Source organism: Aquabacter cavernae, from assembly GCF_003993795.1.
GTDB classification, from domain to species: Bacteria; Pseudomonadota; Alphaproteobacteria; order Rhizobiales; family Xanthobacteraceae; genus Aquabacter; species Aquabacter cavernae.
On record NZ_RWKV01000008.1, the window covers coordinates 857,729 to 872,006 of the forward strand.

16 protein-coding genes are annotated in these 14,278 nt (G+C 66.1%); 7 read left to right on the forward strand and 9 right to left on the reverse strand.

What is annotated here, in order from left to right; genetic code table 11:
* Nucleotides 1-19: 19 nt before the first annotated feature.
* Entirely contained in the window at nt 20-799 is a 780-nt protein-coding gene (locus EJJ38_RS08695) for a gamma-glutamylcyclotransferase family protein (protein WP_245454157.1), read from the reverse strand.
* 125 nt (nt 800-924) lie between these two features.
* Here EJJ38_RS08695 and EJJ38_RS08700 point away from each other — a divergent pair, with 125 nt between their 5' ends.
* Both EJJ38_RS08700 and hspQ read left to right on the forward strand, forming a co-directional pair.
* Complete coding sequence (locus tag EJJ38_RS08700; RefSeq protein ID WP_127089682.1) at nt 925-1,965, forward strand: HpcH/HpaI aldolase/citrate lyase family protein; 1,041 nt, start codon at nt 925-927, stop codon at nt 1,963-1,965.
* Between the two features lie 172 nt (nt 1,966-2,137).
* Nucleotides 2,138-2,461: a heat shock protein HspQ gene (gene hspQ / locus EJJ38_RS08705; RefSeq protein ID WP_127090330.1), complete on the forward strand. Its 324-nt coding sequence runs from the start codon at nt 2,138-2,140 to the stop codon at nt 2,459-2,461.
* Between the two features lie 41 nt (nt 2,462-2,502).
* On the opposite strand, the gene EJJ38_RS08710 is transcribed toward hspQ, so the two are convergent.
* The 5 genes from EJJ38_RS08710 to EJJ38_RS08730 form a co-directional block, all read right to left on the reverse strand.
* Nucleotides 2,503-3,624 carry a carboxylate-amine ligase gene (locus EJJ38_RS08710; RefSeq protein ID WP_127089683.1) on the reverse strand — a complete coding sequence of 374 codons (1,122 nt, stop codon included), beginning with the start codon at nt 3,622-3,624 and terminating at the stop codon, nt 2,503-2,505.
* Between the two features lie 315 nt (nt 3,625-3,939).
* Nucleotides 3,940-4,677 carry a 16S rRNA (uracil(1498)-N(3))-methyltransferase gene (locus EJJ38_RS08715; RefSeq protein WP_127089684.1) on the reverse strand — a complete coding sequence of 246 codons (738 nt, stop codon included), beginning with the start codon at nt 4,675-4,677 and terminating at the stop codon, nt 3,940-3,942.
* Entirely contained in the window at nt 4,674-5,066 is a 393-nt protein-coding gene (locus tag EJJ38_RS08720; RefSeq protein ID WP_127089685.1) for a c-type cytochrome, read from the reverse strand. The genes EJJ38_RS08715 and EJJ38_RS08720 overlap by 4 nt, the downstream gene beginning before the upstream one ends.
* A 57-nt stretch (nt 5,067-5,123) precedes the next feature.
* Entirely contained in the window at nt 5,124-6,140 is a 1,017-nt protein-coding gene (gene waaF / locus EJJ38_RS08725; RefSeq protein WP_127089686.1) for a lipopolysaccharide heptosyltransferase II, read from the reverse strand.
* Between the two features lie 47 nt (nt 6,141-6,187).
* On the reverse strand, nt 6,188-6,382 hold the full coding sequence (locus tag EJJ38_RS08730) for a hypothetical protein (RefSeq protein WP_127089687.1): 195 nt from the start codon (nt 6,380-6,382) through the stop codon (nt 6,188-6,190).
* A 270-nt stretch (nt 6,383-6,652) separates the two neighbouring features.
* Here EJJ38_RS08730 and phaC point away from each other — a divergent pair, with 270 nt between their 5' ends.
* The 3 genes from phaC (at nt 6,653) to scpB (ending at nt 10,566) form a co-directional block, all read left to right on the forward strand.
* Nucleotides 6,653-8,455 carry a class I poly(R)-hydroxyalkanoic acid synthase gene (phaC, locus tag EJJ38_RS08735; protein ID WP_164738463.1) on the forward strand — a complete coding sequence of 601 codons (1,803 nt, stop codon included), beginning with the start codon at nt 6,653-6,655 and terminating at the stop codon, nt 8,453-8,455.
* Nucleotides 8,456-8,599: 144 nt separating this feature from the next.
* A complete protein-coding gene (locus EJJ38_RS08740; RefSeq protein WP_127089688.1) occupies nt 8,600-9,772 on the forward strand; it encodes a CaiB/BaiF CoA transferase family protein in 1,173 nt (390 codons plus the stop codon).
* Complete coding sequence (gene scpB, locus EJJ38_RS08745; RefSeq protein WP_127089689.1) at nt 9,769-10,566, forward strand: methylmalonyl-CoA decarboxylase; 798 nt, start codon at nt 9,769-9,771, stop codon at nt 10,564-10,566. Before EJJ38_RS08740 ends, scpB begins: the two co-directional genes overlap by 4 nt.
* A 73-nt stretch (nt 10,567-10,639) precedes the next feature.
* Here scpB and EJJ38_RS08750 read toward each other — a convergent pair whose 3' ends face one another.
* Entirely contained in the window at nt 10,640-11,005 is a 366-nt protein-coding gene (locus tag EJJ38_RS08750; protein ID WP_205666128.1) for a hypothetical protein, read from the reverse strand.
* 169 nt (nt 11,006-11,174) lie between these two features.
* Nucleotides 11,175-11,876, reverse strand: a complete 702-nt coding sequence (locus tag EJJ38_RS08755; protein ID WP_127089690.1) for a metal-dependent hydrolase — start codon at nt 11,874-11,876, stop codon at nt 11,175-11,177.
* A 148-nt stretch (nt 11,877-12,024) separates the two neighbouring features.
* Between EJJ38_RS08755 and ruvX the strand changes: the two genes are divergently transcribed.
* Together ruvX and EJJ38_RS08765 are read left to right on the forward strand one after the other, a co-directional pair.
* Complete coding sequence (gene ruvX, locus EJJ38_RS08760; protein ID WP_127089691.1) at nt 12,025-12,549, forward strand: Holliday junction resolvase RuvX; 525 nt, start codon at nt 12,025-12,027, stop codon at nt 12,547-12,549.
* A 109-nt stretch (nt 12,550-12,658) separates the two neighbouring features.
* Nucleotides 12,659-13,594, forward strand: coding sequence for an AEC family transporter (locus EJJ38_RS08765; RefSeq protein ID WP_127089692.1), 936 nt, complete (start codon nt 12,659-12,661; stop codon nt 13,592-13,594).
* 1 nt (nt 13,595) lies between these two features.
* On the opposite strand, the gene EJJ38_RS08770 is transcribed toward EJJ38_RS08765, so the two are convergent.
* Nucleotides 13,596-14,093, reverse strand: coding sequence for a hypothetical protein (locus EJJ38_RS08770; RefSeq protein WP_127089693.1), 498 nt, complete (start codon nt 14,091-14,093; stop codon nt 13,596-13,598).
* Nucleotides 14,094-14,278 lie beyond the last annotated feature (185 nt).

A 14,278-nucleotide genomic window follows, 5' to 3' on the forward strand; every position in this document is an offset into this window, starting at 1 on the left:
TGCCTTGCACGCATGGCGCCTATCGCGGCGCGCCTTCCTTCATCATCCGCACCGCATAGGCTTCCGAATACAGCCGCGCGCCGAAGGCTTCGGCGGCAGGCGGGGTGGCGGCGAGAAGTTCGTCGATGGTCCCGGCATCCCGGTTCGCGACCCAGGGGCGCCGGGCGATCTCGCGGTCATTGAGCCAGAAGGTGCCCCAGTCCGCCGTGGTGGCGATCATCTCGCGGGCGAAATCGGTGCCGGTTTCCAGCGCCCCCTGTAGGCAGAGGTCCAGATAGGACTGGAGGATGGGACAGGCGAGGTTGGGCAGAAGCGGCTCCTCGCCAGCACCCGGCCGCCTACGGGGCACATAGGCCCAGATGGTGCCGCCTTGGGGCAGTCCCTCCCAGGAGACGCCCTCGATCAGCGCGCGCGGCACCGCCACCCGGTCATAGCCCGATTCCCGCCGGTCGAATCGCGGCAGCACGGCGGGCTCCACGGGGAAGACCACGCCGTTGATGCTCCAGCCCGCCTCCCCTGCCTTCAGCGGCCGCAGGCCGAGGGCGGTGAAGCCGAGGCGCTCGGACCGCGCGCACCAGGAGCGCACCAGCCCGAATTCAGGCGAGAGCCGCGCGGCAAGCGCATGCATGCCCGGGTGGCCCGTGCCCTCGCGGGAGGCCGTGCTCATGAGGCTGCCATAGCCGAAGATGAAATCCGTGGGCTCCGGCAGGCGGCGCCCCCAGAAACTGGTCTGCGCGGTCGCCGGCCCTGCCGCCAGAATCGCGGCGGCGCCCGCCAGGAATGTCCGTCTCGTCAGCATTCCCTTCGCCTCCTCGCCCCATGGGCGGTGCCAGCATCCCCATACGGATGCTGCGTTGCAACGTCGCGCTTGCCGCCCCTGCCCTTCCTGGCCCATTCTTTTCCGCCACCGGAGGGGAAGTTCCAATGAAGCTGCCGCGCAATTTCTACAAGCCGCTCGCCATCGGCGCGCCCGCGCCCTTCCGGGAGCTGCCCGTCCGGCTTGAGCGCATGATCCATTTCGTGCCCCCGCATCTGGAGAAGATCCGCGCCCGCGTGCCGGAGCTGGCCAAGAACGTGGACGTGGTGCTGGGCAATCTCGAAGACGCCATCCCGGTGGATGCCAAGGAAGCCGCCCGCAAAGGCTTCATCGAGATGGGCAAGAGCACCGATTTCGGTACGACCGGCCTTTGGACCCGCATCAACTGCCTCAACAGCCCGTGGGTGCTGGATGACGTGACGGAGATCGTCTCCGCCATCGGCAACAAGCTGGACGTCATCATGCTGCCCAAGGTGGATGGGCCGTGGGATATCCACTATCTCGACCAGCTCCTCGCGCAGCTTGAAGCGAAGAACGGCGTCACCAAGCCGATCCTCATCCATGCCATCCTGGAGACCGCCGAGGGCGTGAAGAATGTGGAGGCCATCGCCGCCGCCTCGCCCCGCATGCACGGCATGAGCCTCGGCCCGGCCGACCTTGCCGCCTCGCGCGCCATGAAGACCACCCGCGTGGGCGGCGGGCACCCGGACTATCTGGTGCTGGCAGATGCAGCGGGCGACACGCCCCGCGCCGGATATCAGCAGGATTTGTGGCACTACACCGTGGGCAAGATGGTGGATGCCTGCGCCGCCAACGGCATCAAGCCCTTCTACGGCCCGTTCGGCGACTTCGCGGACCTTGCCGCCTGCGAGAGCCAGTTCCGCAACGCCTTCCTCCAGGGCTGCGTGGGCGCATGGTCGCTCCACCCCACCCAGATCGACATCGCCAAGCGCGTGTTCAGCCCCGATCCCGGCGAGGTGGCCTTCGCCCTCAAGATCCTCGAAGCCATGCCGGACGGCGCGGGCGCGGTAATGATCGACGGCAAGATGCAGGATGACGCCACCTGGAAGCAGGCCAAGGTCATCGTGGATCTCGCCCGCATCGTCGCGGCCAAGGATGCCGACCTCGCAAAGGTTTATGGATTGTGAATTGTTTTTGACGGTCGCCGAGGGCATGAAGGACGGGACGGGGGAGGAGTACATGCCGCAGAACGAAAAACCGAGGGATGTCGCCACCCCCGTGACGCACGGCGCCAAGGCTTGGGCTTTGGATGCGGGCAATGCGGACGAGCCCTCCAATGCCGCGCGGGACCTGCCGGCCATGCGCCAGGCCCGGTTCAGCATCGGCGACGTGGTCCGCCACCGGCATTTCCCCTTCCGGGGCATCGTGTTCGACGTGGATCCCGTCTTCGACAATACCGAGGAATGGTGGCTCGCCATTCCCGAAGAGATCCGTCCGCACAAGGACCAGCCCTTCTATCACCTGCTCGCTGAGAATGCGGACAGTGAGTATGTGGCATACGTGTCGGAGCAGAATCTGGAGCACGACCCGTCCGACGAACCCATGCGGCATCCCCAGATTCCCGAGGCGCTGGCCGAGGACGGGGAAGGCGGCTGGCAGGTTCGTGCGAACCTGCTGAACTGACCCCGCCGCCGGGCGCCGCGCGCCCGGCGTTTGCAGCCAGACTATTGCAGCGTGGTCTGGGCCAGCCAGGTCTTCACCGCATTCAGCCCTTCCCCACGGTTGCCCGTGCGGTGGTGTGCCTCCTGAAAGATGGCGAGCTGCATGTCGGCGCTGGTGCCCTCCGCGGCAATGATGCGCAGGTGCAGAAGTGAATCCAGCGAGCCGAGGGCGTCCGCATCATCCGCCACGCGGCTGATCAACTGCTCCACCGCATCCGGCACCGGCACCGCACGGCCTTCCTCCATATCCACGAACGAGCCGTGGATGCCGTAGCGCTGGGCGCGCCACTTATTCTCGTTGGCGATGGCGCGGTGGACCGTGCCGATAGCCTTGTTATGAGACGGATTGCGCACGAGATAGCGCACCAGCGCCCGGTACAGGGCGGCGATGGCCACCGCATCCTCCACCCGCGTGCAGCTGTCCGGCGCGCGCAGCTCAAGGGTCGGATGCTTGGCGGAGGGGCGCACGGCCCACCACACATAGCTGGAATCGGCGATGGCGCGCGCCGAGACCAGGGCGTCCACATAAGCCTGGTAGGCGGCATTGTCCTCGAACAGCTCGGGCAGGCCGGTGCGCGGCAGCTCGTCATAGGCCGCGAGGCGATAGCCCATGAGCCCGGTCTGCTTGGAGCCCCAGAAGGGCGAGGAGGTGGCCAGCGCGATGAAGTGCGGCAGATAGGGCACCATGCGTCGCATCACATCCACCCGCTGGTCCGGGTCGGGCAGCTCCACATGCACATGGAGGCCGCACACCATGTTGCGCTCCCCCAGCATCTGGAGGTCGTGCATGAGCCCATCATAGCGGTTCGCCTGGGTGTGGCGCACGCCGTCCCAGGTGGCGGTGGGATGGGTGCCCGCCGCGATGAAGGCGATCCCGTGCTCCGCCGCGATTCGTGCCGCAGTGCCCCGCAGGTCGCGCAATTCGTTGAGCGCGGTGCCGGATCGCGTGGCCGGGTTGGTGGCGATCTCCAGTTGCGACTGGAGCAGTTCGACGGTCACAGCGTCTCCCAGCCCCTCCTTCAACTGCGCGAAGAAGCCCGAGGGCATGCGCCGCTGCACGGCCTTGGTCTGGGCATCCACGACGAAGAATTCTTCTTCGATGCCGAACTTATAAGTTGAGGTCATCTTATTCCTCCACCCCATCGGACCCGTAACGCCCAAGCGTCATTTCGGTTGCGTGGAGAGTGGTGGAAAGTTCGCCTGAAATGTGGCGCCGGGAACCCACTAGAATAATACCAACCTCAACAAGACCCCTGCTAATGCAGGATCAGATGCTGTTTCCGCCTATCTCAACAGACCAATGAAGAAGCGAAAAAATATTCATGACTTGTGATGGAACAAACGAACGATCGTCCATCTCAAAAGATTAAACCGGCAAAATACCTGTCACTTCGGGACACAGACGGCATGCCATCTGCGCCCCTGAACGCGACAGGGAGCCTATCCCCTGAGATCGCCGCGAACCGCCTGGACCAGGGACAGCGCGACGATGGCCGCCGTATCCGCCCTTAGGATTCGCGGCCCCAGGGACAGCCGGATGCACCGGGGATGCGCGGATAGGATCCGCCGTTCCTCGGGCGCGAAGCCACCTTCCGGGCCGATGAGCAGGCTCGGCGCACCCTCGGGGCCACCGGCCAGAGCGGCGACCGGATCCGCCACCGGAGCCTCCTCGTCGCAGAAGACAAGCACCCGATCCGCCGGAAAAGCCGCGAGCCAAGCTTCGAGGCTGAGCGGGGCGTCGATCTCGGGCAAGGAGAGGATGCCGCACTGCTCGGCCGCCTCCACCGCATTGGCGGCCATGCGCTCCAGATTGAGGCGGCTCACCTGCGTGTGCCGGGTGAGGACCGGGGAGAGGCGCCCCACCCCCATCTCCACCGCCTTCTGGACCATATAATCAAGCCGGGCATGCTTGAGCGGCGCGAAGGCATAGTCGATGCGCCCCGGCGGGGTCTGCGGCCGGGTCTGCGCCTCCACCTTCAGGCGCACGTCGCGTTTGCCGCCCTCGGTCCGCCGCGCCTTCCATTCTCCGTCCCGCCCGTTGAACAGCAGGATGGCCCCGCCCACCGGCAAGCGGATGACGCCGCCCACATAATGGGCCTGCTCGGGCGGAAGGCTCACCTCGCGGCCGACATCCAGGTCGTCAGCCACATGCAGGCGTTGGATTCGCCCCTCGCTCATTGCTTCTCTCCGGCGGCGTTGAACTGCTTGAGATAGGCGATGAGATCGATCCGCTCCGCCGCGGGCTTGATGCCGAAGAAGGGCATGCGCCCGGTGGGCGCCACCGCCTTGGGGTTGGCGATATAGGCGTCGAGCGTGGCCTCGTCCCACACCTTGCCGGCCTCGCCGCCCGCCTTGAGGTCGTCGGAATAGGTGAAACCGGGGGTCAGCGCCCATTTGGCGCCCACGATGCCGTTGAGCGGCGGGCCGACCTTGGTCTTCGCGCCGGGGCCGACCGCATGGCAAGCCTGGCACTTCATGAAAGCCTTCTCGCCCTTGGCAAGGTCCGGGTCGGCAAGGGCGGGGGAAGCGAACAGAAGGAGGAGGGGGAGGAGGATGAATCTACGCATGGCGGCATAGAACACCCCGCTCCCTGCCTCCACAATCCGGCGTCTGCGCGCACCCCCTCAGGCCAGAAGCGCAGGCCGGAACCGATAATATTGCTCTGCCAGCGCGTCGATCACGCACGCGCTGCCGATCTGCCGCAGATCGATGTCCTGCCCGGGCGGGCGGACGCCGGCCACTTCCGGATTACGCGGCCCGGTCACTTCCAGCGCCGTGGGGCCGAACAGGCCAACGCTGGGCACGCCGAGGGCACCGGCAATGTGCAGCATTCCCGAATCGTTGCCGAGGAACAGGGTGGCGCTCGCCAGTTGGAACACCGCATCTTCCAGCGGCGTCAGGGTAAAATCCCGCACGGGGACGGCAGCGGCAATAAGGCGTGCCATCTCCCGCTCCTGGGGGCCACCGAGCACCCAGACCTCCCAGCCCTCTGCGGCGAAGGCGCGGGCCACAGCCGCGAACCGTTCCACCGGCCAGAGCCGCTTGTCATTATAGGCGCCGGGCGCCAAGGCGAGGACGGACGCGGCCGGAGGGCCATCGGGCAAGTCCATCTGCCAGCGCACCAGCAGATCCGGCGCCACCGCCATGCGGGGCGGCATCAGGGGGCCGCAACCGGCCAGCCCCTTGCTCGAGGCCAGCGCGCAGACCTTCTCGGTCTCCCCATGCAGGCCTCGCTCGCCGAAGCGCGGACGGTTGATGAGGCCGACGCGCCCTTCTCCCAGCCAGCCGACCCGCTCCGGAATTCCGGCCAGGAAGGGCACGAGGGCGGACTTCAGGGTGCGACTCACCACATAGACCCGGCGATAGCGCTGCTCCCGCAGCCGCGCCGCCAGGTCCAGCTTGGCGCGCAATCCGAACTGGCGATGGGGCGTGTCGTCCACGAAGGCCGCCCGCAGGTCAGGCACGAAGGGCACTAGGCGGTCGGTGGGGCTGCGGCACAGGAAGTCGATGGCGACGCCGGGATGCTGCGCAGCGATGTGGCGCGCCAGCGCGAAGCAACGCACATGGTCTCCGATGCCGCCGAAACCGACGATCAGAAATGCCTCTTGTACTTTGCTCTGCCCCGGCCGCGCGGTCACCATGCTACCACCTCACTCTCCGTTACCCCTGGCGGTAGCGGCGCGTAAGGTCAAGGGGCATCCTTCGCGGCTGCCTCTCCCCGCTCCTGGGTCTGTTTGGCCAGAGCCTCAAGCTCGGTCTCCATCTTCGCCTGCCCCTGGGCATCGAGCACGGGCGGGCGTGGAATGTCGGGCCCGGGTGTGGACAGGTTGGGATACTGGCCGTGCGGCGCCTGCGGGATGTCCGGCTCCTTGGGTCCGAACATGGAGAAGACCCCCTCCCCCGCACATCCCGTCACAAGGCTGAGGGCGCCGAGCATGAGGAGCACGCGCCCCCTGCCGCGCCCTGCGCCTCGTCGTCGGATCATCTCATGAGCCATGGACCTCTCCGTGGAACGCAACTTTGTCCGCCGAACATCGGATCGGTGCGAGCGCGCCCCTCGCCCACCGCCTTTCGCCCCGCTAATATGCCCGAAGCAGGAAACGCGATACAGGGGTCAGCGTCCGATTACCGGCGCCGGCTGCAAGGAACAAGCATGTCCGCCACGAAGGAAGTCACGTCCGAAGTCCGTCCTCCGAAGCTCGACATGGATGCCTTCGCCAATAATCTCGCCCAATTGGTCGAGGAAGGCGGAAAGGCCCTGGCGGCCTATATCCGCCCCCGCGAGGCGGGGAAGAAGGATGATCTCGCCGATGACGTGGCGGATGCGGTCCGCACCATCGGCAATGTCGCGGAATATTGGCTGTCCGATCCCCAGCGCGCGGTGGAAGCCCAATCGCGCCTGATGAGCGGCTATCTGGGGGTCTGGACCTCCGCCCTCCGGCGCATGTCCGGGGAAGAGGCCGAGCCGGTGGTCGCGCCCGACAGCCGCGATGCCCGCTTCAAGGATTCGGAGTGGACCACCAATCCCTTCTTCGATGCCCTCAAGCAGACCTATCTGGTCACCTCGCACTGGGCGGATTCCATGGTGCAGGAGGCCGACGGCCTGCCGCCCCATGAGAAGCACAAGGCGGAATTCCTCGTCCGCCAGCTCAGCAACGCTATTTCGCCGTCTAACTTCATCCTCACCAATCCGGAACTGCTGCGCGAGACCGTCAACAGCTCCGGCGAGAACCTGGTGCGCGGCATGCGCAACCTCACCGAGGATTTGATCGAGGGGAAAGGCGACCTGCGGATCCGCCAGACGGACATGTCCGCCTTCGAGCTGGGCCGGAACCTCGCCCTCACGCCGGGCAAGGTCATCTTCGAGACCGAGTTGATGCAGCTCATCCAGTATGAGCCGACGACGCCGAGCGTGAAGAAGATGCCGGTGCTGATCGTCCCGCCCTGGATCAACAAGTTCTACATTCTCGATCTCACGCCCGAAAAATCCTACATCAAGTGGCTGGTGGACCAGGGCCTCACGGTGTTCGTAGTCTCCTGGGTCAATCCCGACGCGCGCCTCGCCGCCAAGGGCTTCGACGATTACATGCGCGACGGCATCCTGGCCGCGCTGGATGCGGTGCTGAAGGTGACCGGCGAGCCGCAGGCTCATCTCGTGGGCTATTGCGTGGGCGGCACGCTGCTGGCGGTGACTCTGGCCTATCTGGCGGGGATCGGCGACACGCGCGCCGCCAGCGCCACCTTCCTCACCACCCAGATCGACTTCACCCATGCGGGCGACCTAAAGGTGTTCGTGGACGAGGAGCAGCTGACGGTCCTGGAGCGCAGGATGAAGGAGCTGGGCTATCTCGAAGGCAAGAAGATGGCCAGCGCCTTCAACATGCTGCGCTCCAACGACCTGATCTGGCCCTACGTGGTCAACAACTACATGAAGGGCAAGGCGCCCTTTCCATTCGACCTGCTGTTCTGGAACGCCGATTCCACCCGCATGCCGGCGGCGAACCACTCCTATTACCTGCGCAACTGCTACCTTGAGAACAACATCGCCAAGGGCAATGCCGAGATCGGCGGTGTGCGCATCGACATGGGGAAGGTGACCATCCCCGTCTATGACCTTGCCGCGCGCGAAGACCATATCGCTCCGCCGCGCTCCGCCTATATCGGCGCGGGGCTCCTGGGCGGGCCGGTCCGCTATGTGCTGTCCGGCTCCGGGCATATTGCCGGCGTGGTTAATCCGCCCGCGAAGAAGAAATACCAGTATTGGACCGACGGACCCGCGGGCTCCTACGACCAGTGGCTGGCCGGCGCGCAGGAGCATCCCGGCTCCTGGTGGACGGACTGGATGACATGGTTCTCCGTCCTGCATCCAGAGGACACGCAGTCACGCATGGTCGGTGGCGGCGTATTGAATCCGATCGAGGACGCCCCGGGCCGATATGTGCGGCAGAAATCATAAGGCTGGCTTTGGATATAGGCGCACTTAGCCAATTTTCGCCAATCATCACTGTCTTTTGCGCACGCAGACCTGTTGACGCTGCGACCGACTTGAAGACCTATACCCAGGCGGGTGAGCGGTACCCGCTCCTGGGGGGTCTTTATGATGGCAAGTGCAGAAAATAATACCGGCCTATTGTCCGGTGTAACGATTATCGATTTGTCCCGTGTGCTGGCGGGTCCCTTCTGCACCATGACGCTGGCCAATCTCGGCGCGCGGGTGGTGAAGGTAGAAATGCCCGGCACCGGCGACGATTCCCGCGCCTTCGGCCCGTTCGCCAATGGCAAGTCGCTTTATTTCTCTGCCATTAATTGCAACAAGGAGAGCATCGCGCTCAACCTGAAACATCCCGACGACCGCGCCATCTTCGAGAAGATGCTTGAGAAGGCGGATGTGATTATCGAGAACTACCGTCCGGGCACCATGGAAAAGCTGGGCTACGGGTGGGAAACCCTGCATGCCCGCTATCCGCACCTGATTTACGGCGCCGCCTCCGGCTTCGGCGACAGCGGCCCGTTCTCCAAGCGCGCCGCCTATGACATGGTGGTCCAGGGCATGGGCGGCATCATGAGCATGACCGGCTATCCCGGCCAGCCGCCGGCCCGCGTCGGCATCTCCATCGGCGACGTCACCGCCGGCATCTATCTCTCCAACGGCATCTGCGCGGCGCTCTACAAGCGCGCGGTCTCCGGCGTCGCCTCCAAGATCGACATCGCCATGCTGGATTGCCAGGTGGCGATCCTGGAGGATTCCGTCACCGCCTATGCCAAGACCGGCGAGATCCCCGGCCCGCTCGGCACCCGCCATCCCTCCATCGCGCCCTTCCAGGCGTTCAACGCGAAGGACGGCAACGTCATCATCGCGGCGGGCAACGACCATCTGTTCGGCCTCATGGCCGGCGCGCTCAAGCGTCCCGACCTGACCACCGACCCGCGCTTTGCCTCTAACGACCTGCGGCACCAGAACATCGACGCCCTCCAGGCGGAGATGGAGAAGACCCTGATGACCGCCACCGTGAAGGAATGGCTGGACGCGCTCAACGAAGCGGGCTGCCCGTGCGCGCCCATCAATGACGTGCCCCACATGATGGCCGAGCCCCAGGTGGCGGCGCGCAACATGATCATCTCCGTGGAAGATCCGGTTGCGGGCGCCATCAAGGTGGCGGGCAATCCCATCAAGGTGGTGGGCGCCATCGAGCCGACCACCTATTCGCCGCCCCCGGAACTGGACGGCGACCGTGCGCGAATCCTCGCTGACTTCGTTGGGGGTGCGAAATGACCGACGTGGCCAGCCAACCCCTCGTCACGGTAACGGTCACCGACCATGTGGCCACCGTCAGCCTCAACAATGCGGCCAAGCGGAATGCGCTCAGCGCCGCCTTGCTCGATGCCTTCATCGACGCCCTGTCCGGCCTGAAGGGCCAGGACGTGCGGGCGGTGATCCTGCGCGCCGCGCCGGGCCTTCCGGTCTGGTCCGCGGGGCATGACATCAAGGAACTGCCTCACGGCCACGAAGACCCGCTCGGCTATGCGGACCCGCTGGAGCGGGCCTTGCGGGCCATCCGGGAATTCCCCTACCCGGTCATCGCCATGATCCACGGTACGGTGTGGGGCGGCGCGTTCGACCTCGTCCTGTCCTGCGACATGATCGTGGCCGACGAGACGGCGAGCTTCGCCATCACGCCGGTCAATCTGGGCCTGCCCTACAACACGACGGGCCTGCTCCACTTCATCGGCCGCCTGCCCATGAACCTCATCAAGGAGATGTTCTTCACGGCGACGCCGCTGAAGGCCGACGATGCCGCCAAGTGGCACATCGTGAACCACCTTGTGCCCTCGGCGGAGCTGGACAGCTTCACCCAGGCGCTGGCGGAGGGCATGACGCACAAGGCGCCGCTCGCCGTGGCGGTGATCAAGGAGCAGCTCCGGGTGCTCGCGGACTACCAGCCCATCGCGGCCCAGGTGTTCGAGCGCATCCAGGACATGCGCCGGGTCGTCTATGAGAGCGCCGACTTCCAGGAAGGGATCAACGCCTTCCTCGAGAAGCGCAAGGCCGTCTTCACCGGCAAATAGCCGAAAAGGAACGGCCTCCGGCAGGTGATGCCGGAGGCCGTTTTCTTTTGGAACCGCCCGTTCGAGCCGAGCCTCAGTCGAAGGTGGCCGAGGTGGTGTCGCTCTTGCGGTTGTAGCGAATGGTGATCTTCTCGACCTTGCACAGGTCGATATTGCGCCAGTAGGCGCTGGAATCGTCGTCCGCATAGACGACCTTCAGATCCCACTTGCAGGTCGAGTCGCCGCGCTCGAAATCGATATCCCAGGCATCGCCGTCGGCAAGGACATCCTTGCCGAGCACGTCCTCCTCCCAGTCCTCGGACTTGGTGGGAGAGACATAGACATGGCTGATGTCATAGCCGGTCTTGTTCACCAGCTCGAAATCCTGCTTCGCGGCCAGTGCCGGAGACATGGTAAATGCCGCCAGCGCCAGCGCGGCGCCGAACAGAGAACGCTTCATCGCTCATCCCCCGAAAATTGCGCCGCGCCCCGATCTTCCCCACAGGGTGCAGGCCAATCGTCCGCTCATGGCCGGAGGACGATCCTCCGGTATCCACCTTTCAACAAGACGGCGAGCGCCCGTCAATCGCAGTGCACAAGACGCGACCGGATTTATTTTTGGCCCGTCCTCACACCTCGAAGGGCTGGCCGGACTTGGGTACCAGAACCTTCGTCGCGCCGCCCTCCAGCGCCGCCACGAAGCCGGAAGCGTCCTGCACCAGCGGCGGGAAGGAGGCATAGTGGCAGGGGACCACGGTCTCTACGTTCAGGAAGCGCTGCACCGCAATGGCCGCCGTCTCCGGGCCCATGGTGAAGCGGTCGCCGATGGGCACGAAAGCCACCTTGGGACCATGGATCTCGCTGATGAGCGCCATGTCGGAGAAGATGTCCGTATCGCCCAGGTGCCAGATGGCGGGCTCGCCGGGCGCCTTCACGATGAGGCCGTTGGCGTTGCCGAGATAGGTGGGGCTCGGCCCGCCGCCGCCCGAGGAATGGTCCGCCCGCACCATGGTGACCTTGAAGCCGCCCGCATCAATGGTGCCGCCGGTATTCATCATCTGGAGCTGGTCGAGGCCCTGCCCCGCCAGATGGGCGCAGATCTCTGCATTGGCCACCACGGGCACAGGGATCGCCGCGTTCTTCACGATGTCCACCGTATCGCCCAGATGGTCGCCATGGCCGTGGGTGAGCAGGATATGCGTCACGCCCCCGATGGCAGCCGAGCGGTCGCCCGTGAAGCCGGGATTGCCGGTGAGGAAGGGGTCGATCAAGACGACCTTGTCGGCGAACTCCAGCCGGAAGGCCGCATGTCCGAACCAGGTGATCTTCATGACGAACTCCCTTCGCGATTATCCATAGGCGGCTGCCGGGGCAGCGCGGCGGAGCATGCCCCAAGCCCCCCACGCCGCGCAACGCTGCCCGTGAAGCCACCGCTTCCCATGCCTCCCGCCCGGTGTCGCGCCGTGCTAGCCATGGGCCATGATCGCGCCCGACGCTCCCGCCCCCGTTCTTCCCCTCGCCGAACTGGCCCCGCTCCTGCCCGCGCGCGGCGCGTTGATCGGGCTCGACCTCGGCACCAAGACCATCGGCGTCGCCTCCGCGGACCCCGACCGGATGCTCGCCACCATCATCGAGACGGTGAAGCGCGCCAAGTTCACGGCCGATGCCGAACGGCTCATCGCGCTGGCGAACGAGCGCAAGGCGGTGGCCTTCATCCTCGGCCTGCCGCTCAACATGGACGGGAGCGAAGGCCCCCGCGCACAGGCGACCCGCGCTTTCGCCCGCAACTTCGCCCGCATGAGCGGCCGCCCCATCGGCCTGTGGGACGAGCGTCTTTCCACCGCCGCCGTCGAGCGGGCACTGGTGGCGGCGGATGTGAGCCGGGGCAAGCGCGCGGCGGTCATCGACCAGCATGCGGCGGCCTTCATCCTGGACGGCGCGCTGAACTTCCTGCGCAATGCTGCCGCCCGTGCCGCTCCTCCCCAGTCCGAGGACGAGGCGTGAACATTGCCCGGTCGGCGATTCGCCCCGCCTTTGTGCCCTGCCGGTTCCACGCGCCACCGAATACCTGTCCCGCAACGGGACACCCTCTTCTGCTCCGCCCCGATTTCAGATGCTGATCCTCAACGCCCTCATTCCCGTCGCCCTCATCGTCGCGCTCGGCTATTGGCTGCGCCGCGTCCTCCTGCGCGAGCCCGCCCATTGGTACGGGATGGAGCAGCTCACTTATTATGTGCTGTTCCCCTCGCTGCTGGTGGTCTCCGCCGCCCGCGCCGATCTGTCCAAGGTGAATTTCGCGGGCGTGGTGGGCGCCTATGCCCTGACCCTGGCGCTGCTGTTCGCGCTGCTCATCGCCATCCGCCCCTTCCTGGTGCGGCGGATGGGCGTGACGGGCCCCGCCTTCACCTCGGTGGCGCAGGGCGTGCTGCGCTGGAATTCCTACCTCGCCTTGGCCATCGCGGACGGCCTGTTCGGCCCGGAGGGCGTGGCAGTGGCGGCCATCGCGCTCACCAGCCTCGTGCCGCTGGTGAACATCATGGTGGTCTGGGTGCTGGCCCGCCATGCCAGCGCCACGCCGCCGGGCATGCCCGAAGTGGCGCGCCAGCTTCTGAAGAACCCGCTCATCTGGTCGTGCGCGGTGGGCATGCTCATCAATGCCAGCGGCCTGCGCCTGCCCACCGTCCTCATGGATTTCGGCGACATTCTCGGGCGGGCCTCGCTGGCCATCGGCCTGCTGGTGGTGGGCGGCGGCCTCAGCCTGCGCGGGCTGGCGACGCCGCGTGGCTATACGATGCTGACGGTGGCGCTCAATCTCGTGGCCCGCCCGGCCTTGACGCTGGCCCTCGGGCTTGCCTTCGGCCTGCGCGGCGTGGAGCTCATCACCATCACGCTGCTGGCGGCGGTGCCCTCCGCACCGGCGGGCTATGTGCTGGCACGCCAGATGGGCGGCGATGCACCGCTCCTCGCGCAGATCCTGACCCTGCAATTGCTGGCCAGCGCCGTGACGCTGCCGCTGGTTGCCTTCGTGGCGACGGCTTTGGGGGGCTAATTCAGCGGCGACCCCAGCAACTGCCCCAATAGCCGAAGCCGCGATTGTCGGTCTCAATCCAGCAGGAGGCCGGCACGAGCACGGGCGCCGCGACCACTTGCGGGATCACCACAGCGCGGGGGACCACCACCGGAGCGATAACGGCCTGCGGCACCACCGCGAACTGAGGGGCCATCGCGAATTGGGGAGCCATCGCGAACGGCGGAACAGCGAATTGCGGAACCGCGATGGTCTGGGGAACGGCGTAGATGACGCCCGGCGTGAAGACCGGGGTCGCCACGGTCGGCACCGGCACCGCCACGATGGGCGCCACCGCGATGCCCACCACCGGGCCTGAAGACCAGCCGCAATTCCAGCATTGAACCTGGGTGACCTGCGAGTCCACCGGGCCTCGGAGCCCTGCCTGTCCCGTACCGATGGAGGCGGACAGCGCCGGAGAGGCTGCCGCCGCGCCGAGGCCGAAAACCAAACCCATCACCGCGAGCGTCCGCTTCACCATGATGATCGTCTCCAGATGCCGTTCGTCCGGTGCTTTGCCGCGTCCGGACCGGAAGCCTCACCTCAGGACACCCATCCTATTGCATCCCCCCGATCAAAGCCAAACTGTATCGCTGACGCTCGGTATGAAGATGCGGCGGAATGCGTGCATGGCGCGCGGTGAACGCTTGCGGGGCGGGGCTCCAG

What these genes read in the sequence shown, in the direction of transcription:
- EJJ38_RS08695 (WP_245454157.1), bottom strand. Translation starts at nt 799, where the DNA reads ATGCTGACGAGACGGACATTCCTGGCGGGCGCCGCCGCGATTCTGGCG.
- EJJ38_RS08700 (WP_127089682.1), top strand. Translation starts at nt 925, where the DNA reads ATGAAGCTGCCGCGCAATTTCTACAAGCCGCTCGCCATCGGCGCGCCC.
- hspQ (WP_127090330.1), top strand. Translation starts at nt 2,138, where the DNA reads ATGCGCCAGGCCCGGTTCAGCATCGGCGACGTGGTCCGCCACCGGCAT.
- EJJ38_RS08710 (WP_127089683.1), bottom strand. Translation starts at nt 3,624, where the DNA reads ATGACCTCAACTTATAAGTTCGGCATCGAAGAAGAATTCTTCGTCGTG.
- EJJ38_RS08715 (WP_127089684.1), bottom strand. Translation starts at nt 4,677, where the DNA reads ATGAGCGAGGGGCGAATCCAACGCCTGCATGTGGCTGACGACCTGGAT.
- EJJ38_RS08720 (WP_127089685.1), bottom strand. Translation starts at nt 5,066, where the DNA reads ATGCGTAGATTCATCCTCCTCCCCCTCCTCCTTCTGTTCGCTTCCCCC.
- waaF (WP_127089686.1), bottom strand. Translation starts at nt 6,140, where the DNA reads ATGGTGACCGCGCGGCCGGGGCAGAGCAAAGTACAAGAGGCATTTCTG.
- EJJ38_RS08730 (WP_127089687.1), bottom strand. Translation starts at nt 6,382, where the DNA reads ATGTTCGGACCCAAGGAGCCGGACATCCCGCAGGCGCCGCACGGCCAG.
- phaC (WP_164738463.1), top strand. Translation starts at nt 6,653, where the DNA reads ATGTCCGCCACGAAGGAAGTCACGTCCGAAGTCCGTCCTCCGAAGCTC.
- EJJ38_RS08740 (WP_127089688.1), top strand. Translation starts at nt 8,600, where the DNA reads ATGGCAAGTGCAGAAAATAATACCGGCCTATTGTCCGGTGTAACGATT.
- scpB (WP_127089689.1), top strand. Translation starts at nt 9,769, where the DNA reads ATGACCGACGTGGCCAGCCAACCCCTCGTCACGGTAACGGTCACCGAC.
- EJJ38_RS08750 (WP_205666128.1), bottom strand. Translation starts at nt 11,005, where the DNA reads ATGAAGCGTTCTCTGTTCGGCGCCGCGCTGGCGCTGGCGGCATTTACC.
- EJJ38_RS08755 (WP_127089690.1), bottom strand. Translation starts at nt 11,876, where the DNA reads ATGAAGATCACCTGGTTCGGACATGCGGCCTTCCGGCTGGAGTTCGCC.
- ruvX (WP_127089691.1), top strand. Translation starts at nt 12,025, where the DNA reads ATGATCGCGCCCGACGCTCCCGCCCCCGTTCTTCCCCTCGCCGAACTG.
- EJJ38_RS08765 (WP_127089692.1), top strand. Translation starts at nt 12,659, where the DNA reads ATGCTGATCCTCAACGCCCTCATTCCCGTCGCCCTCATCGTCGCGCTC.
- EJJ38_RS08770 (WP_127089693.1), bottom strand. Translation starts at nt 14,093, where the DNA reads ATGGTGAAGCGGACGCTCGCGGTGATGGGTTTGGTTTTCGGCCTCGGC.